The following is a 24,850-nucleotide window of genomic DNA, read 5'->3' on the forward strand; positions in this document are numbered from 1 at the left end:
TTTGAATCCACACTTTATCATGTGCAACCAACACAACTTATATTTAAACATCATTAATAATAACTACGTCTGGAGTTATGCACATTTAGAGTCAACCGGAGTTAAAATCATCGAAACGTCTGCGGAAACAATAAGCTACAGTCGTCTACTTAAAGCTAACGGGGTTCGATAGCTTAGCAAAACTTCAGAGGCGAGGCTGCTGGAGATTATCCGGCAGCCTCGGCTAGCTTATCGGCCAGAATAAAGGAGATTAGTAGGAGAAATTGATGGGAAAAATAATGGGGTGAAAACATGTATTGTCCATTCTGCTTTCCTGAAAGAGATAATGAACAAAGCATCGTTCTTAGTAACGTATATTGCTTATACATTCAAAAACAATTTCGACAAGAGTGAATTCAATAAAGGTATGTAAGAGTTTACATGGAAAATTGCACGATAGTGCCTTAACGCATGAAAAGCCACCGAGGAAGGTGGCTTTTGCATTCCGTCAGTTCGTTTTCAGTTTATAGCACAGCTCAGTCCTGTTCGAAACGCCCAACTTCCTGTACGTATTTTGCAAATGTCGTTTCACCGTGTTCAGGCTGATATGCAGCTCGTTGGCAATCAGCTGGTTGGTATAACCTTGCTGTACAAGTTCGTAGATTCTCCTTTCCGTTCGCGTCAAGTGGGGGAGCTGGTCCTGCTCTCGGGTGGCAGACATCCCGGAGTGTGTTCCTTTGGGAATCAGGTAGATGGCGTAGGGAAGCGTTCGGTGATCGGAAAAAGGGATGGAGACAGAAGGTTGGACGTAGATGGCGAACTCTTGCTGAGAAGGAGACAACAAAGCGATTGCTGCTGGAGCAGAAAAAGAAGAGGGACTGACAAAGGCATTATTTTCCACGTGCTGTTTGATAAAGGCATGTACAGGATTCGTGTATGTCTTTCCTAAAAACCATTCCGCACAAATGTCTTTGGCTATCGGATTCACATAACGGATGTGGGCAGGAGGCTCTACGATGATGATGCCGATGGAGGACAACTGGGAATGGGCAGCGAATAACATCCGTTCTTTTTGCAGTTCATCTGCATGCGTGTGGATGGCAAGCGTATGGGCGATCGTACGGGAGAGTGTTTCTACCAAACGCACGTCATTTTCTGTGAAGCGTTGCTCCTGCTTGCAGCGCGCCAACCCAATGCTGCCAACCAGCGTGCCTTCCTTTTTGAGGTAAATGCCCATCTCATCGTAGTTTCCGTAGGCGCGCATGAACTGGTTGTAGTAAATGGTTTGCTCGTACTCCTGGTCGGGCATGACGTCATTGATGCGCAAAGCAGTGCGGGAGGGGTTTTGAGGAATGGCATTTTGCGGATGCAGCAGATCATGCTGAAAATAATAGGAGATATAGTCTTGGATCAGCCGATCCTCGACATTGAGCGTGCTAGGAAGAAACAAATTGCCGTGTTTGTCTGCGATCCAAAAGATAGACCGATGATAGCCAAAAATTTGCGAGAGGGAGAGTAAAACCTGTTGAGGAAACCTTTCAGCTGGAACCAAGATGGAATCGATAAATTCCAAAACTTTTGAACTCCCCAGATGGAATGCGCCCTTATCCACAACCAAATTCCCCCTCTTTCATTCGAGTTTCCACCATCATAATATATGTGTTTGTGGCTAGCAACATGGCCAGGAAGAGAATGCGCAGTACGCAAAAAATGACTCTTTCGGGTAATTGGCAGCGCTTTCTTCGTTTGTCATAATGAAGCGAAAGAAACAAGCTAATGATAGTAAGGGAGGCGTTTATTAGTGGATTTGTCCCAATATTCAGTTTACGATGGAATTGGTTTGGCTGAGCTGGTCAGGCAAAAGGAAGTCACTCCAAAGGAACTGAAAAATGCCGCATTGGAAGGAATCGCAAAGGTAAATCCACAGCTGAATGCGATCGTTAGTGTCTTATCCGAAAAATCGGATGAGCAAATCGATGCGGGCCTTCCGGATGGGCCGTTCCGTGGTGTTCCCTTCCTCATTAAGGAGATCGTACTGCATGCAGCTGGTGTACCATTCAGCATGGGCAGCCGATTGGCAAAAGGGGCCGTCTTTCCGTACGACACCGAATTGATGGCACGGTTCCGCAAGGCTGGTCTAGTCACAGTTGGCACGACGACCACACCGGAATTCGCATACAACGCCACGACCGAATCCGTTCTGCACGGACCGACCCATAACCCGTGGAATCTGAGGCACAGTTCAGGCGGGTCAAGCGGAGGATCGGGAGCTGCTGTCGCAGCGGGGGTCGTCCCGTTTGCCCATGCGAATGATGGGGGAGGTTCCATCCGCATCCCGGCTTCCTGCAACGGACTGGTCGGGTTGAAGCCAACTCGTGGACGTGTGCCGACGGGTCCTGACTACAGCGAGCCGTTAAATGGTCTCGGTATTGAATTTGCTTTAACGCGCACGGTCCGTGATGCTGCTGCGCTGCTCGATGCAGTAGCGGGACCGGATACTGGCTGCTACGCATGGGCCCAACCGCCGAAAAGGCCGTTTTTCGATGAGATTTCCCACCCGCCTCGCCGGTTGCGTATCGCGTGGACATCAAAGCCGCCTTCTGGAGTTGCTGTAGATCAGGAGTGTCTGGATAGCTTGCATGCAACTGTCCGGCTTTGCGAGGAGGTCGGGCATGAACTGGTCGAAGCTTCGCCGGTCATCGACAGTGAACAGCATATGCTTGCAACCCTCCGCATCTGGGCAGCCAACGTCACATCCTGGATCGATGGAATCGCCCAAGCGACGGGGCAAACACCATCAGAAGCTAATGTGGAAGCAGCGAATCTGTCCACCTATCGGTACGGACGGAACATAACCGCTACGGAGCTGCTGGATGCCCTCGCCATTCAGAATATCGTTTCCCGAGCGGTTGGCAGCTTTTTTACGGAGTACGACGTTCTTTTGTCCCCGACGACGGCAAGGCCGCCTCTGCCTTTGGGAGAGCTGAATGCAAACGCCAGCGGGCTTGGCGCCAAAGAATGGACAGAGCAGATTTTCACCTATGCGCCCTTTACGAATTTGTTCAATACGACGGGCCAGCCTGCCATTTCATTGCCGCTTGGCTGGAGCAGAGACGGACTTCCGATCGGCATGCAATTTGCCGGGCGCTATGCCGATGAGGCGACGCTTTTGCAGTTGGCTTCCCAGCTGGAGCATGCCTGCCCGTGGAAGGAACGGCGTCCTGCTTTTCACGTCGCGGCTGAGCGATTGCCCATTTTATAGAAAAGTCAGCGGTTTGATAGAGTAAAGGGAAGAGAGAAGAGAGCGAACCTTCGTGTCTCGCTCTCTCTTTTATGTGGGAGAGAACCGGCATATCGAGCGAAGTCGAGGGCCCGGGTGGACATCATGAATGGCAACCAGGTATTGGTGAGACCTAAACAGTCTCGCCTTTTGATTTTTCTTAATAAAGTTCGATTCGATCCATAAATGACGCGACTTTTAGTGTCACATGTATAATGCACTCGATTTTAAATGTTTTAGACCTTTTATGGTAGTAGATTTGTATCACTGAGCTATTGCTCATAGTTACACTGGTATGATACAAATTTGTGGACTTATTAAAAAGGCGCTCTCAAATTTGTGTCATTAAGGATTAGAGATATGATATAATGAAGCCAGAATATTACATTATATGGAAACTACTTCATAGTTGGCGATGAAAGAAGAAATGAAAAAATAGCAGCACTAAAAGCATTGGTAATACTATTCTATTCGCTTGGTAAAGGTTCATATAACATGCTTGGCAAGATATTTGGCCGTAGTTGTTCATTGATATACCGGTGGGTAAAGGAGGCAGGTTTGGCGACGGATGAACCCTGTATTGATGGAGAAATAAAAGAAAATTAGAATAATTCCAAGGGAGAAGAGTGATGATTGATATTTTAAAGCTTTTTGCGGCCTTAGCTTTGGGCTACCTTTTAGGCAGCCTTAATACAGCGGTGATTGTAGGGAAAATATACGGCAAGGACATAAGAAGCCATGGAAGCAAAAGCGCCGGGCTTACCAATACTCTGAGGGTACTTGGGAAATCTGCTGCGGTGCTTGTTCTTGCGGGTGATATATTAAAAGGGATAATTGCCTGTTTTATAGGCTTGTTCCTTGGCGTTTACTTTTATTCGGGAGAGGCTAAAGATTGCGTAAGCCTTTTAGCGGCAGGCGCAGGAGCGGTTATAGGGCATAACTGGCCGGTATATTTTGGGTTTAAAGGGGGCAAGGGAGCACTTACAGCAGTGGCTGTGCTGTTTATGGTTGACTGGGTTATGGCTCTTTTATGCCTTGGCTTTTTTGTGATAATAGTAGCTTTAACCCGTTATGTTTCTTTAGGCACAATATGTGCTACAATGCTTTTTGCGGCTATTTCATTTATTCCTGTTTTTGGGAATACCTTATATTTTTATATATTTGCGTGCCTAATGGCGTTTATGGTTATTTTCAGGCATATGGAAAATATACAAAAGCTGCTTTCAGGAACAGAAAATAAACTTATTTTTTGATTTTCTCGCGGCGTTGAGCAGGTCGTCAAAATATAAAAATTTGGAATTAGTTAACCGTTTAAAACAGGAGGCCACACGAAAACAAACAAAGCCATATGCTCTCTGACAAAGAACTTCGCAGCCTTCAGAAGGTTCTTCTGGAAATGCTTTTGGAAATTGACCGGGTTTGCAAAAAAAAAACGGCATAAGCTATTGTCTTTTAATGGGCACTATGCTTGGTGCTGTGCGCCATGGTGGTTTTATTCCTTGGGACGACGACATGGACGTAGCGATGATGAGGCCTGAATATGAAAAATTCAGGGAAGCTTGCAAGCGGGATTTGGATCAAAGCAGATTCTTCTATCAAGACCATACAACCGACCCCCATTACCGCTGGGGATATGCCCGGATCCGGCGCAAGGACACGGAATGTGTGCGTTTGGGGCAAGAGCATATTAAAATATGGTTGTAAATGAGGGATTCTAGCTGTCTATTTTATTGAGGCAAGGTCAGAAGATGTTGAGGAAGTCATGGTTCATTTAAATCCTTGGTATGAAGTTCAACCTAAAGAATGAATCCAATGCTCTGAGTAAGCATAATTGCATCTATCCAGACAAACAATAAACTTCGGTTAAAAAAGGGCGGCTTATAAAAGCTGCCCATAAACATAACCAATTAATTACAACTACAAGCAACAATTACTAAGAGGACGAAAAGAACCAAAATTAAAGAAATGTCATCACCAAAAATACCACCACTAGGCACTTCGATCACCCCTTAACTGAGATAGAGAAACTTAAAGAGTGTGTTTATCGGAAAAAACGGCGTCTCGAGAAGGGAGATTCAAAGAAGAAGAAAGGTGATTCCTCGAAGAAAAATGGTGATTCGCGAAACCTTCTAAATCCAGGGGACTCAAAGGTTCTGAATCGACGGCCAAATCCTCCTCGACCACGAAACGGCGGTGGATCATCAAACCTCATAGAACAAGATGACTCACATTTACAGCGCCTACGTGACAATGGATTTCCCTCCTGTCCGATCTCTTCATTGTTATGTATAGCTGTGCCTCATGGCATAGGCATTTAACTAAGCATTCTAGCCTAAATTGAACCCAATTTAGGGAGGGGCTATAAAAATTATAAGAAAAGTGGATGCTCAACTAACGGGTTTGACAGCACAACAAAACACAAGAATACAGAATGTCGTTATACCATGTTGTTACTGCTATGATAGCGTCAACTAGTGACATGGGACCTTACATTGTCGTGATGTTTCTAATTTCGTTCTTGATCGGCAAGAAGGCAGGCTACCACTATTCTATGACGTCGACGCTTACTTTTACAGCAGCGAGTAATAACTTCGAGTTAGCCATTGCGGTGGCAGTAGGGGTTTCCGGAATTCACTCAGGAGCAGCATTTGCTGCAGTCATCGGGCCATTGGCGTTTTCACTTAGGTAGGATAAGATGCAGTCATAATTACAGTTCATGCTCACTGTTATAATAGGTGCTTGTGTAGAGGAGATTGTTTTCAGTATAAAAAGTCTAATCGATATGAAATAGTCCCTTCTTTATGAAGGGACTAAACTAGGGTTAGAGTATATGGAACAGTGGTTGTTCCCATCTTATCATATGTTCAATGATATCATCAGGAACTTGTTAGAACGCCTTTATTTAAACGATATATGCTTATAAAATTACTCGAGTGCTAATTTCGGAAAATGAAAACACAACGGTACCCCAGAGGGGGATACCGTTGTAAGTTCCTTACGTTAGGTCCTACGTGTAAAGACAATCGCATTCCGATGTATGATCACAATACGGAATCCGTTCCTCAACAAACAACGACTAACAGGACCTACACCTCTACCGACTACTACCCTACACGGTGACGCAGTGCCGATGATACGAACTGCTTCAATAGTACGTACCCGTCGACCATCCACAATTTTTCGGGTAAACTCCATCACGACAATGTCAGTTACTTTCCGAGACATTTCAAACACCTCATTTCTCTCTAACTGCTATAGAGAATGCAAATGAGGGAAGCTTGGCAACTGATAAAAGCCCGAGAGAAATGAATTGTACTTAAAGCAATCATGAGCTGTTACGATCGTAGAGACACATGCATTATGCAATTGCAGCGGAGACGCTTCTGATGAATATAGTTTAATCTAGAGGTATTAACAGGACTCGGTTATGAACTAACGGGTATCAATAACGGAACAAATACAAAGGAGGCTACCGATAATTCGGTAGCCTTTGTTAAACTTCAGGCAGGCTAGTGAACAAATTCGATAAGTTCGGGATGAAGGTAAGCTAAAAGGTGATCTAAGGGTTCTAATAATTAATTAAAGCGGCTTAATAGCCGCAAACTCATAATAAAAAATTAATCACAGCTACAAGCAACGATTGTTAAGAGAACGAACAGAACCAAGGTTAAAGCAAAATTATCTTCAAAAAATCCCATCGATATCACCCCTGAAATGAGATTGAGGAAATACCTCAAAACAAGTTATGCAATCTAATGAACGATGTATAGGCATCATCCCAGGAAGAAAAAATTTGGGTTTTTATGATGCTTATGTTTGGATTTTACAAATTTACACATTGCTTTTGCTAACGGACATTGAAGCTTTTATGGACGGTAAAGATGCATTTGTTAAAGAGCTGGAAAGAAAAGCGCTAGATTGGCACAAAATGGGCAAGAAACGTTTAAACTAACGTTCGTTAACTCAATAAAAAAGCGGCAGTCTAGGACTTTACCCAGAAGCCTGCACAAGCCTTTTTGGCTCCTCGACGGCGTAGCCGTTTGTCGGGCAACAATAACAGACGGTGGCTTGATATTTGGTTCAGAAGAAATAAGAAAAGAAGAAAAAAGAAAAGTCGGTTCTCCTACGTTAAGGATTACCGACTTTCCAAGCTTTTTAAGATGCCTACAGCTTACATGGTTACCCTGGAATCACCCTTCGTGCAAATAGGTAATGTTGATACCAATATTCTCCTTCTTTTTCGTCCTTGTGGATGTTACTGATGACTACCCCAATACCTGGTTCATAGGTATGTAGGATTTTTCCATCTCCCATATAAATGCCCACATGTCGAACCTTATTCAAGCCTACCTCGTTGGGGAAATCTTCATCGGAGAAGAACATAATATCGCCCTTGCGTAAATTCATAAAGGGTATTTCTTTTCCCTCTACTGCTTGCTCTCTGGCATTATATCCCAGGTTAATGCTATGTTTTGCATAAAGAAATTGAACGTAGGATGAACAATCGAAAGCTTTGTCATTAAACCTCTGTGTTCCGTACACATAGGGCGTTCCTAGATATTGCATTCCCTCTGCAATGATAGCATCAGCTGTTTTTTTCCACGCAGGTGTGTCTACGCCACTAGTCCTATAGGATTTCACCTGTTCGGGAGCTGGAACATTGGGCATAGCTTGATTTCTACAGCCGGTCAAAAACAAAATGCCGATAAGGATCATTGGATAGCACGATCTTTTCATCCTAACCCCTCCTGCGTGTAGTCTGTGTCCACTTGGGGTTAACTATTCCTCTTGGAATAACTCCGAACAAGATTTAGAAAGGTTAATCCAATGAGCTTTGTCTTTTAAACTAACGAGTATCGATCGTTGAGCTGACAGGAACAACACGGCAGTCTAGGACTTCATTTTCGCGTCCTAACTACCGCTGAGCCGAGAAAAGAAGGCTTGGTGAAGCCTTCTTTTCTCCTTCCATTTGAAGAAAATCCCAGGAAGGTTGTGGGCATACTAACTCGTAAAGGAGAAGAAGCGCATGTATGACAATCGCGGAAACGACCTGCCTGATTTCAAACAATTGGATGACAGACTAATCGCTCAGCCTCCAACTAGCCCGATACTCGCAATCCGCACAAATCTGGACAAGGAGCCTAACGACGTCGACAATCCGTATGTGCATCAAGATCCCAAACCAACTAGACAAAGCAGGGGTGAAGCAAATGACTGATCGCACTACAAACGAAAAACCGGACATGGGTTATCATGGAAGCAATCTGCATGGTTATTCCATCACGGAAAAAGGAAAGGCATTGGACCAAACTGCCAAGGCGGGTACGAAAAACAAAGAAAACGGAGAAGAAGAATTATTCGTTTCCCATCGTAACTGAAAAATCGCCTTCAAGGAAAACAGCAGCATCTCTCTTTGCTGGTTTCCCTGAAGGGGATTCCTTTTTATTTGAAACGTTTGATCATCTTTCTCAGAATTAATCCAGAACGAACAACTGGAGGTTCATGAGATTGCTGCTTTTAAGACAGTATGCTTGACCAAATCCAAGACCATGCAAGTGCTGGTTACCGATGAAGCGTTGAAACAGCTATTGGCAGAGGATGTCGCAGTGTCCATCAGACTTGAAGACACATGTCAGGTATTCTTCAAAAAATGATGGGTATAGGTGGCATGACGGATCAAGTGGTGGCCATGGACTTGCTCATCGCAGCAAAGAGTGGTGTGCGAAATTATGCCATGGCACTCACGGATACAGGCACCCCGGAAATAAAAGCTACGCTGACAAAGCAATTGGAGGAAGCAATCGATTTGCACGAAAAAATCAGCATGTATTTGATTGAGCTAGGCTGGTACCACCCATGGTATGTGAGCAGATTCAGTTAATTTGCCATAAAGCACCTGATAAAGGTGCTTTTTCTATGCTCCTGGGATTTGCAGTCATTGCGGAGGTATTTGAAAAATGAAAAATACTTTTCCCGAGAGGAATTTCCATTTGCAAACCTGTACTAGCTAAATGCAACTACAAGAAGAGGCTGCCAACAGTAAAATGGAGCAAGCTCGATACCGGACTCCATCGCGCAACAGGCAAAGCAAACCTTGCCTCTCCCCTGTGACGGATCCGATCCAAAAGGCAGCGCATACTACTGCTCCCCGGATACCGAAATTTTAACCAAAGGCTATGTCAATCTGACAGGAGCCGGCAACCAGGAGTTTCTCGTTTTGTACCTCTACAAGTCGGTCGAAGGCATCCCTTTTGAAGCGTACCTGACTCTTTTCCGCCAAACAAACGGAAAAGCGGTTCCGGTCAACACCGTCGAGCTGTACAAAGGAGAATCTACCGCGGAGCCGGGAGACGCCGTCTACGATCCGGGGCTAAAAAAAGTGTATGTGCACCGGTACGAGTTCAAGCTGATCACGGAAAACAACACATCCCGCTTCGGCAAAGGCGAACTGCTGGAAGCCGCCATCGTGGAAGTGCAAAACGGTAAGCTAGTCAAAACAGGACAGCTCGCCAAAAAATAACTCTTTATGCGCACAAGAAAAACCGTCAGACTGGAATCTGACGGCTTGTTTCTTTATGAAGGGCATTCAGGAAGATTTTCTCTGTGCGGAGTCCTTGGCCAAATGACTGTTGTACTTAATTGGATGGGAAAATCCATCATTGGAAAGGTTCTTAGTGGCAGAGGAGGCTTGGTTAGATGATACCGCCTCATTGCCTGAGAATCCCCAATGACGCAATTTTGCAACCTTGCTCATAACTGGTAAAGGCTACGAGTAAAGCAAAGCAATCCAATCGGCAATTAAACTAACGGGTTCGATATTTGAATAATTGAAAACAAAACAGCGGCAGTCTAGAACTTTATTTTCTTAGTCTACAACTATATTTTCACAGTCTTATTTTAAACGCCTGTCGAGTTGTCTCGCAGATTTTTATCATATAATACTGAATATTGACATTGTAGTCATTATTGCCTAGGATATTAGTACTAATAATGGCATAAAAGGGGTAGGGTTAATATGGCAAAAGGTTCGCTGATTGTTGGTTGGGGTGAAATCATTGCGGGGCGTGAGAAGGCGGCACAGGCCACTCTCAAAAATGCAATGCAATACTGTATTCGATTGCAACAGGAAGGAAAGATCGACCGCTTTGAGGTAGTAGCTCTTGAACCTCATGGCAGTGATCTCAACGGCTTCGTCCTTATCACAGGGGATAGGGAGACTGTAGCCCAACTGCGAGCAGAAGACGAGTTTGTCTCGGTTATGGTTGGAGTGCAGCTGGTACATCGGCATGTGAGAGTGGTTGGGGCCTACACAGGGGCTGAGTTGCAATCATTATTCGCAATGTGGGATGAACAAGAGGATAAACTGCTCGTTGAATAAAATGGTAATTTAATAAGAAGTACAGGACAAGGAACCATAACCATAAAAGGCGACGTGTTATATGGAGGTTCAGACCTGACAGTAACAGTCACAGACACAGTTAATTAAATCCAGCAACGATTCCCTTAGGAGAACTCCTAAGGGTCTTTTCTTGAAGGAGGTAAAATCGATGGAGCAAGTTACTTCAGATAACGGCCAATATCTGAAGGTAACACTTAGCCAGTTACACGACTGCGATTTCCATTGCTTTGTTCTGATAGCATTATTGAGCTAACGGGTATCGATAGCGCAATAATAGACAGAAGGCAGCCAGCCTTGTACGTTAGTTAAAAGATTAGCTACCAGCAGCACGATCGGAAGCTTCCGACAAACAAAAACTCAAGGTTTGCTAGGTCGGCGCTGGGGGCATACTCGATTGATGCGCTGCTGTTCTAAAGCGATTCTGTTCTATGGTTATCCAGGAGCGACTTTGTTTGGCAAAGTCGTTCGGTGAAGACGGAGCCCCAAAGCGAGACGACAATGAGCGTAACCGTTGCGATGATGGATAAGAGCAGGGGAGATATACTGGTTGCAAAAGGAAATAGTATAACCAGCATGATTATACCTGCTATATAGGGCGGAGGGACGACACCTGCTACAATTCGCATTGTTTCTGTATACGAACGGGCAGGGTAGTTGAAGATCAAATACGGTAAGCCACTCTATTGATGGTTGGCGTCAGTGTTAAAACAAATTCCTTTTCTGCAAAACTGTTATTTTCACAGATTGGAATCAGGATGGTTATTTCAGTTCCTTCAACGTTCCCTCGTGCGGCTTTTTTCAATGGATCGAGCATGGTAACCTCTCAAACGCAGTGGGCATAAGCTGATCATATATGTCGATTTGAGAGGATGTCTTTTACATGTTTCCTTATCTCCATACAAATCATCAACTCCCCTATCCCAATTATAGGTTTATCCCCCTCGCTTATTATAACTCTCCTTATTCTGAAGGATGGCGGCCTTGGAGCAATGGTGCCATAGACTCGGATGAGAGATACCGTTTACCCGCACCGCAACGACTTACCTTCGTGCTTGTGCATGGCTCTTGGGCAGATGCTCACTTCTGGGACGGCGTAGCGGCGGTGCTGCGCAGTCAAGGGCATGCCGTCTATACGCCGGAATACGCAGGTCACGGTAAAGATCCGAACAAAGATGTCACGCATGCGATGATCACGAAATCTGTCGTTGATTTTATTACGAAACTGAACCTGCGAAACTTCGTTCTCGTCGGGCACAGCTTCGGCGGTACTGTCATCCAAAAGGTTGCAGAACAAGTACCGGATCGCATCAATCGCCTCGTCTTCTGGGACGCGTTCGTACTGAAAGATGGCGAATCTCTTGCCGATGAGTTACCACCCCAAACGAGACAGGGTTTCGAGCAACTCAGAGCAGGCTCGAATGATGATACAATCATGCTTCCATTTCCACTGTTTCGGGATTTGTTCGTCAATACAGCCACGTTGGAGGAAGCCAGACGGATGTATGCAGGCGTCACTCCGGAACCGGCTAGACCGCTTTTCGAGAAGCTGGATCTTAAAAAGTTTTATGAGTTGCCTACACCGAAAAGTTATGTATACTTTTTCCAAGACAATGCATTGCCACAAGGAGAGGGCTTTGGCTGGAATCCGCATATGTCCACCCGGCTCGGCCAGTTCCGCCTTATCGTCGGTGACGGGGACCACTTTACAGATACTCGAACAAGGCCGGACATGGTGGCGCAGAAGTTTTACGAGGCGGGCCGGGACTGACGTGTTGTAAGAGCATTTTATTGTGTGGCCAGAGCAAGATCGATCCGTAATTCGCCAAGATTCGTGAATTGATCGAAAAGGAAACAAGAGGTGTTTAAAAAAGGCCATCATTTGCAGGGTGCCCCTTAAGTACTTACTGCTCCACTGTGTAATTTGTATTTGTGGATACAATTTTAAGTTGGGCTAGATTCACTTGGCTTTCCATTGCTTGCTTAATACCACGGTAAATAATGGAGCTTAAAGTTAAGGATATGCTTCAACTAACGGGGGGCGATAATATAAAAAAAGGGTGGAATAAACTGGAGCCGTCTTTCATATTGGTCATGGAGAGGGGAGGGAGAGTATGGTACAACCTTTAGATCCGAAACGGATTCCTAAATACGTTAATCAACTTGTTATCCCACCGGTATATATGCCTACTATTCTTAGACAGCCAATGACTGGTGAAGTGATCGGTCATGCTTATCAAATCGAGGTGAGCGAGTTTCAGCAGCAAATCTTACCGCCTGGATTCGGCACAACAAAAGTGTTCGGTTATGGTGGAATGATACAGAACCCGCATACAGGAAGAGCTTTTTACTATCGGAGCGCTCCTGGCCCTACGTTTGAAGCTGTCAGAGGAATTCCATTACATGTTCAATGGATAAACAACATTACCGGTCCCCATTTTCTCCCGGTTGATCCTACACTCGATTGGGCAAACCCAAATTCCATGGCAATTCCACGCCCACCAGCTCCGTCATTTCCACCAGGTTTTCCCCAAGCACAGCAACCTGTACCGATTGTTCCTCATTTACACGGAGGCGAGAACCCATCTTATTATGACGGTAATCCTGATGCTTGGTGGACTGCAGATGGAAGGACCGGCATAGCATTCGTTACAGATACCTACATCTTCCCGAATGTACAACAGCCTACCACCCTCTGGTATCATGACCACACTATGGGCATGACGCGTTTGAACAATTACGCGGGACTGACAGGGTTATATGTACTCCGTGAACTGGATGACTGTATCTTCCCAGTGGAGAAAATGAGATTTTACTAAACATTCAGGACCGATCTTTTCTTGAGGATGGTTCTCTTTACTATGCTCGTGTTGGGAAGAACCCAAGTATCCATCCCTACTGGGTTTCTGAGCTTTTTGGAAACACGATTATGGTGAATGGAAAGGTGTGGCCAAACCTTCATGTCAATCCTCAACAATATCGTTTTCGTTTGCTGAATGGTTCGAATGCACGCTTTTATCATTTGCAGCTTTCCAATCAGCAGACATTTATCCAAATTGGTACCGATGGTGGGTATTTGCCGCAGCCGGTAGAACTATCCTCCCTTTTGCTTGCCCCGGCTGAACGGGCCGATATTCTTATTGATTTTTCTGAGATGGCTCCTGGTACAAAAGTGATATTAACGAATAATGCTAAAGCACCTTTCCCCGATGGAACAACACCAGACCCGCAGACTGTCGGTCAAATCATGCAATTTACTGTCATTAATGCACCCGTCATACCGCAAAAGAAATTGCCGCCTGTCCTTAACCACATGCCGCAATTAACGCCAACAAAAACGAGAACGTTGACTTTATTCGAACTGATGGGACCCACTGGTTCGTTGGGACTAACGCTAGATGGCCAATTCTGGCGAAATTCCGTTTCTGAGCTACCTCAGGCGAGTTCTACAGAAGAGTGGCAAGTGGCGAACCTCACCACTGATACTCATCCCATCCATCTTCATCTTATTCAGTTCCTGCTCGTTGGCCGCCAGAAATTCCGATCTGACGATTATTTGCGAGACTGGAAGAGACTCAATCAGACGACACCTCCGGGAACTCCACCTTATTATAGTAAGCCCAAGACACTGTCAATTGAACCCTATTTGCAAGGTCAGCCGATTGCGCCTCCCCAAAATGAGAGAGGCTGGAAGGATACCATAAAAATGTATCCTGGAGAAGTTACGACGATAAGAGCTCGGTTTGCATCTCAGGATGGCAGTCCCTTTCCATTCGACCCTAGTATTGGGCCGGGATATGTATGGCATTGTCATATGCTTGAACACGAGGATAATGAAATGATGAGACCATTGAAGATATTGCCTTGAAGATCTTTGAAAGGTATTGCTTTCGTTTAAGGATTACACTAGTTAACTTAATAACAGTAAGGCCGGTTAAACCTTGACATGGGGATAATCGGCTTTTTGTATTTTTATTTGAAGTTTCCCGATCATGTTTGGTCTGTCTAGCTCTTCGTTTTGAGGAGTCCTTCATTCTGAACAATCGTATTGATTTGGATGGTCATTTTCATATTTGGGTAATAATCTGATCTCCAATGCTCTAGGCGATCGCGGGGAATCTTTGCTCGGAAAAGCTGACCGACTCCTAAAATATCGGCTTTAACAGATTGGGTTTTGCGGAACAATCGCTGAAATCGACCAGTCAGTAATGCTTCAAGTTCTTGTTTGATCATGGTTACAGACGCAGCACCCTTGGTTTCCAGAATGGTAATCTTTAGCTTTAGGTTGCTGTTCAAAATAACCTGATTCCCCACAACAGAGCTGCTGTGGGATATTTTTTCCGCTAGGATTCGCACGGAAGCATGGTCCATTACTTCGATTTTCCCTTGCGTGCCTAATCCAATAAACGTGTTGACCAACAAAGTTTCGTCTGAAGTAATTTTGCCAACCATCTTTCCATTCCTTATAACGGCCGAGCCGGTGCTTGCTATGGCCGTCGTTTGGCCGGGCTTGATCATGGGGATGGCTACGTCATTGGTGTAAGAGTGAAGGCTGCGGAAAACTTGCCAAATTCGCGTTAGTGCCACATCGGGGGACCAACCGGCATTTTTCTCAAAAAAATTATAGACATCCATTCCGTTTTGCGTGGATGAGGATTTCAACTTATCGAACAATGGCCCCAGTCTTTCTTCACTTATGGCCATGATTGTCTTTGAAGATATATCACGGGCTCGCATAAAGCTCGAAATGCTGTCCCCCAAACCTTTTTCCGCTAACGCTCGCTCGAATACGATGACCTTTAAATGTAGGAGATCAACTTGTATCTCCATATTTTTGCTGATCCGGTCCAAGATTTCGTTAATCGTTTTTCCAGTACCGGTTACGATCCTGACATTAGTCCGGCTTTGATTCATATTCGGGATCAGAAGATAAATTTTATAACCACCATCTCCATTTTCCAGGCCCATTACAATCGGCAACGCCCGGTGATTGATGTCTTTATTGATCGAGCATCCGCTAGAGACAATCAGGTATCCAGCCATCAAGAGTACCTTTAAAAGATAATGGACATGGTCTTTTGTAATCATGGACAAGCTACTCCTTTTCGATGATGACGAATTCCCAAAACAAGCGTGACAAGCGGAATGACTGTCATAACATATAGGCGCAAATAGGTGTTCCACCAAAGCAACTGCTGAACAGATTTCCAATCTGGAATTTGCAAACAAACAATAAATATGGCTAGAGCCAGTAAGAGATTTGCATGTACTGGTTGGATAAATGGGAAGCCCCTCCGAATTAGCAGGGTGGTCTTCCACATAACTATTGATAGAAAGAGTAAAACGAAGCAAATCAAACTAATCATGAAAAACATAGTGATCCGGTCAAACATCAACCAAGTTACATTTACCGTATCGATTGCCATAACGAAAGGGAATTGAAACTTGGATGCAGTATTTTGTCCGAACGTTAAAAGTGGGATGTAAGTCGATATCAGAAATAAAGGGAGAAGCACAGCGCTGGCCCACATCACCTTGTGGCGTTTGTATGGAATAGAAGGGGGAATAAAACCCAGGAACATGAACCCGCCCGTGAAAGCAAACATGCTGAGCAAGTAAGGACGGCTGACTATGTACGAAAGAGATGCAGCTTGCTCGTCCATCAAAGGAAAAGCATAATACCAATCTACATTTTGAAAGGAAAGGCAAAAGATTAATAGAAGGATGGGAAGAAATAGAACGGCGACAAGCACTCCTGTTCTGAAAAGCGTTTCAATGCCTAGAGCACAAATAAGTACGGCTACAGCCAGCAGGAGGGCCATTATCGCCCACATCTGCATGTTAGCTAGGAAAATAAGCGTTATAATTTCCGAATAAGCACGGACCGTAATGACGAGTATCATCACGAAATAAACAGTAACGGGAAGCAACAAAATAACCGTAAAAACTTTGCCCATTACCAGAAACATATCGATTACGTTTTTAGGCGCTGCATAGCTTAATCCTTTCGTATATACGCCGATCACTATGACATGACATGCAAATCCAAGCAATATCGCGCTCCAATGACCAACAGGAACGCTTTCGATGATGTCTGTCGGATACATGAAAAATATCAGACCTATATGTGTTAGGAGATACATGGTTATCACTTGTAAACTTTTATCCATCTGTTTTGCCCCTTGCTTTCCACTGATACACGTAAGGAATTCCAAAAGTACTCACACTTGCCAGGTATGCGCAGACTACCACTATCCCGACGAAGAGTCCCAGCACGCCGAATATCGCCGATAGAATCAGTAACAGATACTTGGAAATACGGATGGATATAGCATTGTGAAACCCGATCACCGTAAAACTTGCGATAGTAGTTGCAGCCAATATAATAATGAGGATGTTGCTGACAAGCTTTGCCTGCACCACTGCTTGCCCAAGGATAATGCCGCCAACCATCGTTATCGTAGGTCCGATGGTTTTCGGAAGCCGGATACTGGCCTCAAGTATCAGTTCCAGGATGATGAGGAGAAGTAGTGTTTCGATCAAGGCAGGATAAGGGACGCCCACACGGCTGCTTGCAATCGATAAAGCAAGCTCAATTCGAAGTACGTCGGGATTTACCGAAACAAGGGCGACATACAATCCGGGCATCAACATGTTTGCCAATACGCCGACGATACGCAATAACCGAATGACTATCACGAAAAACAGAGGAAAATTCCGATCGCTCTCCTCTGCGAACATGTCCATGATTAGAGTCGGTAGAACAATGGCAAATGGAAAGCGATCAAGAAACAGAACCACTTTGCCCACCCCAAGTGCCGAGGCGACATTCTCGGGTAACTCGGTCGTATTGAACCGGGTAATTAACGTCCATTTCGGAAATCCAAACAGTTTGGATAACGAAAGCAAATTGGGAATATCTTTATCTAAATTGGATTCGATTCTTCGTATCATTGCCGTGAGGAACGAGGTGTTTGTTTTCCCCTCCATGTATAAAAGTATTGCTCGTCTGCGTTGATCTTTTCCAAACCAGTATGACTGCGTTCGAAGTTTGTCCGAAAGCACGTGCTTTTTTAGAATTCCGATATTGGTATCAAGATCTTCTATGAAGGAGCTAATCGAACCGCGCATTACATTTTCGGTCGTTGGCGCTTCAATGGATCGGGACAAAGTACGGGATACCGGAATAACTTTTATGCAAGAGTTGGATGATTCAAGTAGAACGATCACATGTCCTTCTGTCATTGCGTCGATTACTACTTGCTCTTCAGTATGGTTTATAAATTCACCGATTCCGATTTCGAGCGCACACAACGGCCTTTCTGCAGCGACGGCATTCTGAGCTTGCCGTTGAAGCAACATAAGGGTCTGGGGCAAATCAACTAGTGATGTGTACCCTGTGAGGGTGACAGGTTGATCGAAAAGAAACATGCGATGGAAAAACAAATCGGAATCCCGCTTTTGTCTTGTCTGCAAACGTTCCAATAGGTCCAAGCAAGTTCACTTCCCATCACTTATAATTTTTCAGTATTTCCAGATGGTGAGTGGTGCAAACTTGATTGATCAATCTCCTACCAATTTGGGTGGAGGCGCGCTCCATATATCGTTGAACTATGTGCAGAGATAGTAAAGATAGTTTTCAGACAGACTGGGCAATTGCTTACCAAAAGTCATTATCAGAACACGTCACGAAAGTAACTGGATCATTACGCTGATATGAACGATGCGGTCAATACCCCGTTGAATAATTTAATGATTTTATCCTTTAAATGGATAGAAGTAACTCTTTTTAGCTTAGTTACCAAAAATTTTTTCAAGATTCGATTGTGCCTTTCAAGATGAACCGACGGTAGAAGTGATGGAAGCAATTGGCTTTGACGTCGGTACTCTCGGTAATCATGAATTCGACGAAGGTATTGTTGAGTTGCAACGCATGATTCATGGCGGAGAACATCCAAAAGGAACAAAAGGCTATGATGGCATGAATTTCCCGATCGTTGCGGCAAATGCATTTGACACCGAAAAAGGTGAGCTTATAACAGAACCATATGTAATAAAAGAAGTTGGCGGTAAAAAGATCGGGTTCATAGGTGTCGTTACCCAAGAAACTCCAAATATGATTGTGAGAAAAGGAAATGAAACACTTAAAATAACCGATGAAGTAGAAGCGATTAATCAATATACTGAAGAGTTAAAGAAGCAAGGTATCAAGGCCATTGTGGTCCTTGCTCACAATCCTACAACTCAAACAGGCAAAGCAGATTTATATGACGCAACAGATATCGCAGAGAGAGTGGATGACGAAGTAGACGTGATTTTCGCTGCCCACAACCATGTTTCTGTGAACAAAGAAGTAGACAATAAGTTAATCGTTCAAGCTTATTCGTATGGTTCAGCGTTTTCTGATGTAGATCTCGAGCTTGATCCTGTCTCTGGTGATATTGTTAGCAAAAAAGCGGAGATCGTAACTGTATATCAGAAGAATTACACTCCAGATTCCAATGTAGCTGCGATCATGAAAAAATACGAAGATTTGATTGCTCCGATTAAAGCTGAAGTAGTTGGTGTTTCCTCTGCAGCATTACCAAAAGGGTATCCTTCTGCCACAGAAGAGCAAGGTGATAACGCACTCGGAAATCTCATCGCGGATGGTATGAAAAAGACTATGGATGCAGATTTTGCGCTTATGAATGGCGGCGGTGTTCGTACGGATCTCCCGGCAGGTAATGTTACATTCGGTGATCTGTTCGCGATTCAACCGTTTGGCAATGTGCTCAACAAGGTGAAGCTCAGCGGCGCGGATTTAGAGACGGTACTAAACAACCAAATTACGGACAGAGGTCTTGATTTCCATATCGCCGGCTTTAAATACACGTATACCTACGATAGCACTACTAAATCAGGTAAAGTGGTGGACATCTTTTTGCCGGATGGAAGCAAGATCAACAAAAACAACGAATATAGTGTTGTTGTGAACAACTATATGTACGGTAATGTGAAGTATGGTATTGGCTCTCTTGGTACAGATCTTGAGATTGGTCCAGTAGATTTAACAGCAACGGTTGCTTATGTAAAATCACTGCCGAATCAATTTGATTATAAAGTGGAAGGTCGTATCCAAAAAGTAATGGTTCCAGTGACGACGCCATAAACTTCATTTGTTAATATCGTGTATGTGTAAAGAGGATTTCCCGTGGGATTGCCATTGGGGTCCTCTTTATTTGGTTCAGACTATGTAGCAGCTCGGCGCATTTTATTTATCACAAGTACTGGACGCAGCATTTGCGCAATGTATGGCTGCCATGACATTGGGTGGCATACTTTCGAAGTCATGTTTGCTCTTCCTCAGGATGCTCGTGAAACTCTCTGAATGAAGATGGAAAGCAACAGAATGTTAAACAACAGAGCAGCCCCTTATGGAAATAAGGGGCTTCCCACATAGGACTGCCATATATAAGGCATGTCGCAGCCTGCTGGAACCTCTTTTCGTGATTCGATTAATAGTTGCCGTAAACTTCCCAGAAGAATGAACACTGGGGTCTACTCCAGCAAAAGCAACGAGTTTTTTAGGGTGATTAAACCGTTCTATCTCACCAATTTCAGAGATAATCGTTGCAGCGATTTTTTCTCCGATACCAGGGATAGATTGGATAATCTTATATTCTTCAATCACTACTTCTCTACAATGGGAAGCCCCTCCGAAATAGCATTGTCGTCTTCCACATCACCAGTGATAAAAAAAGTAGAACGAAGCAGATTAAACTAATCATGAAGTACATAGTGATCCGGTCAAACATCAGCCAAGTGACATTCACAGTACAAATCGTGATGAAAAACGGGGATTGAAACTGGGAAGCTGTGTTTTGTCCGAATGTTAAAAGCGGGACAGAAGTGGAGATCAGAAATAAGGGGAGAAGGAAACGCTTTAACCATAATCTTAGCAACAAGTAGGAATACGAAGTTCCGAAATAACTTGTCCAGTTATGTATGAAACCCTCAATATAATTTAGCTTTGGTCTCAAACCTTGTCGTCCAACACAAAGTAACTAGATCTTGTCTAGCTGAGAGTTCCGTCAAATATGAAGAGGAAGGGATTTTATGGATAATGATCATTTTATTGGTTACATTAATGGAAATTAAAAACAAGCGTGANAGAAAGAAGGAATCGTGGAAGAAATCATATCTTCTATGGAGTTTGAGAGGAAATCTGATCTCAGCGAGTTGCCCGAGGCTTTAGTTCAAGGAAAAGGAATATTGTTATTTGATGGCTCAGCAGAAGCTTTTGTAATCGGAGTCGCGGCAAGTTATAAACGGAGTATCACGGAGCCGGTGAACGAAGCAGTTGTTCGCGGCGCTCATGAAGGCTTTATTGAGCACCTCATCACGAATCTGTATCTGGTACGAAAGCGTATTGAAAATCCGAACCTGGTCACTCGCTATTACCAGGTCGGAAAGGAAGCAAAAGCAAAATTGGCCCTTCTATATATGCAGGATCTGGCCAATCCGGATCTGGTTAAAGAGGTAGATTCGAGACTTGGTTCCATTGCGATGGACACCATCTTCTCACCTGGATTTATTGCCGAACTGATAGAAGACAACCCATTTTCTCTTTTTCCGCAAATCTTATTTACGGAAAGACCGGATCGGGCAGTAGCTCATCTCATGGAAGGCCGTGTTGTTATCTTATCTAACGAAGATCCGTCTGCGTTGATTTTGCCTGTGACTTTCTTTGCTTTTTATCAAAGCCCAGATGATTATCAAAGCAGGTGGGTTGTCGGGTCGTTCGTCCGATTGATTCGCTTGATTAGCTTTATCACCTCTTTTCTAGTACCTGCTCTTTATATTGCCGTTGTCGGCTTTCATCCCGAAATTCTTCCTTCCAATTTGATCTTTACCGTAAAAAGCACTATAGACAGAGTTCCATTTCCACCGATTGTAGAGGCCTTTATCATGCAGATTACATTAGAGGTGCTGCGTGAAGCAGGGGTTCGTTTGCCTAGCCGGGTAGGTCAAACCATCGGCATTGTTGGCGGTTTAGTCATTGGTGAATCGGTCGTGCGAGCTGGATTGGTTTCTTATTCCATGGTTATCGTTGTCGCCTTAACCGCGATTTCGTCATTTGTTGCCCCGTCTAACGAAATAAGTTCGGTGTCTCGTATACTGGGCTTCCCACTCATGATCCTAGCCGCAATGTTCGGTTTGATCGGGATCATGTTTGGCTTGCTGATTCTTTTAATCCATTTATGTAAATTAGAGTGTTTTGGTACACCCTATTTTGCGCCGGTGATGCCTCTTCGAATCAAAGATTTGAAGGATACCATTACTCGTTTTCCAATCTGGAAATTGAATCAGCGCCCCCATGACCCGCATCCAAAACGGTTGAAACAAGAAAGATATTCAAGGGGGTGGGAAAATGAAGATCCCGGAAAAGAGTAGAATTACTCAAGGGCAGCTCATGTTTTTTGTAATACAGACTCAAGTGGGGGTTGGAATTTTATCTCTTCCTCATAAAATGCAGGCAACTGCTAAGGGAGGAGGGTGGATCTCTACATTAATCGCTGGATTGGTCGTACAAGTAATTATTTTGATTCTTTGGGCTCTTTGCAGACGGTTTCCTTCCGATACGATATACAGTTTCTTGCCGAAAATCACCGGCAAGCTTATAGGGAATCTGCTTGGGTTAGCTTATATTGGCTATTTCCTGACCTCTGCGGGCATGATTTTAGGCTTGTTTGCCGATGTCGTGGGAAAGTGGGTGCTCCAAACAACTCCAAGATGGGCATTATTACTTCTCACCCTTCTTACCTGTATATATTTGGTTAAAGAACACATTAGAGTAATTGCCAGACTATTTGTCATTTCCTCGTTTACCATCATTGTGATGGTGATACTATCCTTGTTCGGTTATGCCCATGCGAATTTTACTTATCTATTTCCGATAATGGAAGCTGGATGGTGGAATATCATTAAAGCTGCGAATGAGGCATTATTTCCTTTAATCGGCTACGAAGTTATATTAGTCATTTACCCTTTTGTTGAAGGGAAAAGCGGTGGGAAATTAAAGGCAGCATCGTTAGGTAATTTGTTGATTTCCATTTTTTACACATTTGAGGTGTTCACCAGTTTAGTTATTTTTAGCCCAGCGGTTATGCCCGCCGTTTCGGAACCTCTCCTCTACATGCTGAAAGGATTTTCCTTCCAGATCATTCAACGGATCGATTTAATCTTTTTATCTTTATGGATTTTTATTGTTAGCACTGCCACTGTTTCGTGGCTTTACATGGCAACGGTAGGTTTGGGTCACTTCTTTCACGGTGGTGAACATAAAAAGGCGGTCTTCTATGCTGTTTTCATTGTTTTTATTCTCGCTCTGATATCACAAGATCCGTCGATCAGTGACCTCTACGATCGAGTGATTAAGATTTCTCATTATGCGTTTGTGGTGGTTCTTCCTTTGATCCTGCTCGTCTTTTCGTATCTGTCAAGTAAAAGGAGGGCGTTGGTAAGATGAAAAAGATCGGTATGTTGAGCGCGGCTCTTGCTGTTCTCCTCTTGATAACCGGGTGCTGGGACCAAGATCTTTTAAAAGACGCTCGTTTGCTTTATGGAGGAGGGTTCGATCTCGCGCCGAATGGAAAACTGTTATCCACCTTTGTCATACGGGACGTGCCCGAGAACGAACAACAGAGTCCTAAAAACGATATTATTTACGGGGTTGGCAATACGCCAAAGCAAGCCCGCGATAGAGCAGATGATCAAATATCCAGGCTGCTTCGTACCTACAGAAATCGGATTGTTCTCATTGGAGAAGAGTTGGCAAAACAAGATATTTATCCGATCCTCGATATTTTTTACCGTGATCCCAAGAGTGCATTAAATGCGAGGATCGGAGTGACGCAAGGAAAGGCGACCGACATGCTTTCCCTTAAAAAAATTGGGAATGTCTTAATCGCAGAAGAAATTGATGAATTAATCAAGAGCAAAGAAGAGACTACAACCGTCCCACGGGTTACCCTTGAAACGATTTACCCCGTCATGAAGGATCCCGGAGAGGATTTTGTTCTTCCATACCTCATGCAGAAAGGGAACCGAGTGGAGATTTCTCGTGTCGCCATGTTTCATGATCAACGATTGACAGGGATATTGAGCCCTGATGAATCAACCATGTTCTTACTATTACAAGCCAGTAAGGGGAAAGTGGCGAAATTCACACATAAAATAAGTAACAAAAAAGGCCAGCAAAAAGCCTTTAATTATTTGACTTTTAATGTAGATAAATCGAAACGAAAGATGAACGTGTTGATTCAACCAGACGATCAAATTACGGTTAAGCTGGATTTGAAGTGGAAAGTAAGTATCGATGAATATCCCAAGGACAAGTTAGACGATAAAAAAATGGTTGCCCGTTTAAACCAACTTCTATCTAAAGAAATGACTGATTTAGCTAAAAAAACGCTAAAAAAAATGCAAGATGCCCGCTGCGACGGTTTAGGTATCGCCAGGCAGCTCATGGCGTTCCAGCCTGATATTTGGATGAAGCAAAAGGAAGAATGGGGGAGCCATTATCAAAAAGTGAACTTTGATCCCGACATTCAGGTGGAAATTTGGAAAAAAGGGATTATTAACTAACTGGTTGGGACCATTACCGATCATACCCATCATGTCGTGGAGTCGATGGGTATGGGCGTCAAGGAAGTCAATGAAGGCATCCGAGTCGTACATGACGTAGGTAAAATTTTTGAGGAAATTAGATATAACATTGATGAGGTTTCTAATCAAATTCAAGGAATAACAGCTGCTTGCCAGCAAATCGCCGCGAACACGGAACAAGTTGTACATTCCGTTGAGGAACTTTCAGAAGAGTCTAAGGCTGTTGTTGCAGATTCACAAAATGTGTCGTCTGCTGCGGAGGAACAACTTGCGACGGTGGAAGAGATCGCCTCGTCGGCCTCATCTTTGTCTAGTATGGCTGAGAACTTTCAAGATTTAGTTGCTAAGTTTAAGGCGTAATTTGTCTAAAGGGTTGTTTTATAGTGAAAAGGAAAAGAACATCTGAATTGAAAGATCGATTAAGGAACTGTTGAGTAATAATAAGTTATTCCGTTAAAGGGCCAGATTGTTGAAGAAGCTTTTTGAACGGGGCAGATTCGTATGGAAAATTAGTTTAACGATAATTGTGAATTTTGCTGTAAAAT

Annotated in this window: 25 protein-coding genes and 2 pseudogenes; 18 read left to right on the forward strand and 9 right to left on the reverse strand. The window is 44.0% G+C overall.

From position 1 onward, the window contains the following. Window positions 1–487: 487 nt before the first annotated feature. Window positions 488–1,591 carry a LuxR C-terminal-related transcriptional regulator gene (locus AN963_RS08725; RefSeq protein WP_055744100.1) on the reverse strand — a complete coding sequence of 368 codons (1,104 nt, stop codon included), beginning with the start codon at window positions 1,589–1,591 and terminating at the stop codon, window positions 488–490. Window positions 1,592–1,780: 189 nt separating this feature from the next. Between AN963_RS08725 and AN963_RS08730 the strand changes: the two genes are divergently transcribed. The 3 genes from AN963_RS08730 to AN963_RS08740 all read left to right on the forward strand — a co-directional run bounded on the left by AN963_RS08730 (window position 1,781) and on the right by AN963_RS08740 (window position 4,963). Then, on the forward strand, window positions 1,781–3,241 hold the full coding sequence (locus AN963_RS08730; protein WP_055744101.1) for an amidase: 1,461 nt from the start codon (window positions 1,781–1,783) through the stop codon (window positions 3,239–3,241). 647 nt (window positions 3,242–3,888) lie between these two features. Next, window positions 3,889–4,512 carry a glycerol-3-phosphate 1-O-acyltransferase PlsY gene (gene plsY, locus AN963_RS08735; protein WP_055744102.1) on the forward strand — a complete coding sequence of 208 codons (624 nt, stop codon included), beginning with the start codon at window positions 3,889–3,891 and terminating at the stop codon, window positions 4,510–4,512. Between the two features lie 166 nt (window positions 4,513–4,678). After that, the gene (locus tag AN963_RS08740; protein WP_055744103.1) at window positions 4,679–4,963 is read left to right on the forward strand and encodes a LicD family protein; all 285 of its coding nucleotides are present in this window, start codon (window positions 4,679–4,681) and stop codon (window positions 4,961–4,963) included. 203 nt (window positions 4,964–5,166) lie between these two features. Here the strand turns inward: AN963_RS08740 and yjcZ (AN963_RS32245) are convergent, their stop codons facing one another. Then, a complete protein-coding gene (yjcZ, locus tag AN963_RS32245) occupies window positions 5,167–5,265 on the reverse strand; it encodes a sporulation protein YjcZ (RefSeq protein WP_083496833.1) in 99 nt (32 codons plus the stop codon). Between the two features lie 482 nt (window positions 5,266–5,747). On the opposite strand from yjcZ (AN963_RS32245), the pseudogene AN963_RS30185 reads away from it, so the two are divergent. After that, window positions 5,748–5,930 (forward strand): annotated as a pseudogene (locus AN963_RS30185) (arsenic resistance protein); the annotation flags it as partial. A 946-nt stretch (window positions 5,931–6,876) separates the two neighbouring features. Here AN963_RS30185 and yjcZ (AN963_RS32350) read toward each other — a convergent pair. Then, window positions 6,877–6,957, reverse strand: a complete 81-nt coding sequence (yjcZ, locus tag AN963_RS32350; protein WP_083496834.1) for a sporulation protein YjcZ — start codon at window positions 6,955–6,957, stop codon at window positions 6,877–6,879. Between the two features lie 95 nt (window positions 6,958–7,052). Here yjcZ (AN963_RS32350) and AN963_RS31680 point away from each other — a divergent pair, with 95 nt between their 5' ends. Then, window positions 7,053–7,211, forward strand: coding sequence for a hypothetical protein (locus tag AN963_RS31680; protein ID WP_201783719.1), 159 nt, complete (start codon window positions 7,053–7,055; stop codon window positions 7,209–7,211). 227 nt (window positions 7,212–7,438) lie between these two features. Here the strand turns inward: AN963_RS31680 and AN963_RS08745 are convergent, their stop codons facing one another. After that, window positions 7,439–7,996: a C40 family peptidase gene (locus AN963_RS08745; protein ID WP_083496835.1), complete on the reverse strand. Its 558-nt coding sequence runs from the start codon at window positions 7,994–7,996 to the stop codon at window positions 7,439–7,441. 289 nt (window positions 7,997–8,285) lie between these two features. On the opposite strand from AN963_RS08745, the gene AN963_RS08750 reads away from it, so the two are divergent. The 5 genes from AN963_RS08750 to AN963_RS08765 all read left to right on the forward strand — a co-directional run bounded on the left by AN963_RS08750 (window position 8,286) and on the right by AN963_RS08765 (window position 10,637). Then, entirely contained in the window at window positions 8,286–8,477 is a 192-nt protein-coding gene (locus AN963_RS08750; RefSeq protein WP_055744104.1) for a hypothetical protein, read from the forward strand. Beyond that, window positions 8,470–8,637 (forward strand): hypothetical protein, encoded by a 168-nt coding sequence (locus AN963_RS31455; RefSeq protein WP_169791911.1) that lies wholly within the window; start codon window positions 8,470–8,472, stop codon window positions 8,635–8,637. Before AN963_RS08750 ends, AN963_RS31455 begins: the two co-directional genes overlap by 8 nt. A gap of 251 nt (window positions 8,638–8,888) precedes the next feature. Further along, entirely contained in the window at window positions 8,889–9,140 is a 252-nt protein-coding gene (locus tag AN963_RS08755) for a spore coat protein (protein ID WP_055744105.1), read from the forward strand. Window positions 9,141–9,476: 336 nt separating this feature from the next. Beyond that, window positions 9,477–9,779: a hypothetical protein gene (locus tag AN963_RS08760; protein ID WP_152985618.1), complete on the forward strand. Its 303-nt coding sequence runs from the start codon at window positions 9,477–9,479 to the stop codon at window positions 9,777–9,779. A gap of 495 nt (window positions 9,780–10,274) precedes the next feature. Beyond that, window positions 10,275–10,637 carry a hypothetical protein gene (locus AN963_RS08765; protein WP_055744107.1) on the forward strand — a complete coding sequence of 121 codons (363 nt, stop codon included), beginning with the start codon at window positions 10,275–10,277 and terminating at the stop codon, window positions 10,635–10,637. A 682-nt stretch (window positions 10,638–11,319) separates the two neighbouring features. Here AN963_RS08765 and AN963_RS31125 read toward each other — a convergent pair. Then, window positions 11,320–11,472, reverse strand: coding sequence for a hypothetical protein (locus tag AN963_RS31125; RefSeq protein ID WP_161827258.1), 153 nt, complete (start codon window positions 11,470–11,472; stop codon window positions 11,320–11,322). 66 nt (window positions 11,473–11,538) lie between these two features. Between AN963_RS31125 and AN963_RS08770 the strand changes: the two genes are divergently transcribed. The 3 genes from AN963_RS08770 (at window position 11,539) to AN963_RS31690 (ending at window position 14,523) form a co-directional block, all read left to right on the forward strand. Beyond that, window positions 11,539–12,426: an alpha/beta fold hydrolase gene (locus AN963_RS08770; RefSeq protein WP_055744108.1), complete on the forward strand. Its 888-nt coding sequence runs from the start codon at window positions 11,539–11,541 to the stop codon at window positions 12,424–12,426. Window positions 12,427–12,769: 343 nt separating this feature from the next. Then, the gene (locus tag AN963_RS31685; RefSeq protein ID WP_201783720.1) at window positions 12,770–13,474 is read left to right on the forward strand and encodes a multicopper oxidase domain-containing protein; all 705 of its coding nucleotides are present in this window, start codon (window positions 12,770–12,772) and stop codon (window positions 13,472–13,474) included. Between the two features lie 110 nt (window positions 13,475–13,584). After that, a complete protein-coding gene (locus tag AN963_RS31690) occupies window positions 13,585–14,523 on the forward strand; it encodes a multicopper oxidase family protein (RefSeq protein WP_201783721.1) in 939 nt (312 codons plus the stop codon). A 137-nt stretch (window positions 14,524–14,660) separates the two neighbouring features. Here AN963_RS31690 and AN963_RS08780 read toward each other — a convergent pair whose 3' ends face one another. Genes AN963_RS08780 through AN963_RS08790 form a run of 3 tightly spaced genes read right to left on the reverse strand, consistent with a single transcriptional unit; the run spans window position 14,661 to window position 18,149 of the window. Next, window positions 14,661–15,743 (reverse strand): Ger(x)C family spore germination protein, encoded by a 1,083-nt coding sequence (locus tag AN963_RS08780; RefSeq protein WP_055744109.1) that lies wholly within the window; start codon window positions 15,741–15,743, stop codon window positions 14,661–14,663. Next, a complete protein-coding gene (locus AN963_RS08785) occupies window positions 15,740–16,825 on the reverse strand; it encodes a GerAB/ArcD/ProY family transporter (RefSeq protein WP_055744110.1) in 1,086 nt (361 codons plus the stop codon). The genes AN963_RS08780 and AN963_RS08785 overlap by 4 nt, the downstream gene beginning before the upstream one ends. After that, entirely contained in the window at window positions 16,818–18,149 is a 1,332-nt protein-coding gene (locus tag AN963_RS08790) for a spore germination protein (RefSeq protein WP_083496836.1), read from the reverse strand. Before AN963_RS08790 ends, AN963_RS08785 begins: the two co-directional genes overlap by 8 nt. 364 nt (window positions 18,150–18,513) lie before the next feature. Between AN963_RS08790 and AN963_RS08795 the strand changes: the two genes are divergently transcribed. After that, window positions 18,514–19,806: a 5'-nucleotidase C-terminal domain-containing protein gene (locus tag AN963_RS08795; protein WP_083496837.1), complete on the forward strand. Its 1,293-nt coding sequence runs from the start codon at window positions 18,514–18,516 to the stop codon at window positions 19,804–19,806. A 255-nt stretch (window positions 19,807–20,061) separates the two neighbouring features. Here the strand turns inward: AN963_RS08795 and AN963_RS30195 are convergent. After that, window positions 20,062–20,325 (reverse strand): annotated as a pseudogene (locus AN963_RS30195) (transposase); the annotation flags it as partial. Window positions 20,326–20,822: 497 nt separating this feature from the next. Between AN963_RS30195 and AN963_RS08800 the strand changes: the two are divergent. Genes AN963_RS08800 through AN963_RS08815 form a run of 4 tightly spaced genes read left to right on the forward strand, consistent with a single transcriptional unit; the run spans window position 20,823 to window position 24,665 of the window. Next, window positions 20,823–22,091, forward strand: coding sequence for a spore germination protein (locus tag AN963_RS08800; RefSeq protein WP_236707901.1), 1,269 nt, complete (start codon window positions 20,823–20,825; stop codon window positions 22,089–22,091). Beyond that, on the forward strand, window positions 22,069–23,166 hold the full coding sequence (locus tag AN963_RS08805; RefSeq protein WP_055744111.1) for a GerAB/ArcD/ProY family transporter: 1,098 nt from the start codon (window positions 22,069–22,071) through the stop codon (window positions 23,164–23,166). Before AN963_RS08800 ends, AN963_RS08805 begins: the two co-directional genes overlap by 23 nt. Beyond that, window positions 23,163–24,284, forward strand: a complete 1,122-nt coding sequence (locus AN963_RS08810; RefSeq protein ID WP_055744112.1) for a Ger(x)C family spore germination protein — start codon at window positions 23,163–23,165, stop codon at window positions 24,282–24,284. Before AN963_RS08805 ends, AN963_RS08810 begins: the two co-directional genes overlap by 4 nt. Before the next feature lie 51 nt (window positions 24,285–24,335). Next, window positions 24,336–24,665 (forward strand): hypothetical protein, encoded by a 330-nt coding sequence (locus AN963_RS08815; protein ID WP_055744113.1) that lies wholly within the window; start codon window positions 24,336–24,338, stop codon window positions 24,663–24,665. Window positions 24,666–24,850: the final 185 nt, after the last annotated feature.

It is taken from the genome of Brevibacillus choshinensis (genome assembly GCF_001420695.1).
GTDB lineage: Bacteria > Bacillota > Bacilli > Brevibacillales > Brevibacillaceae > Brevibacillus > Brevibacillus choshinensis.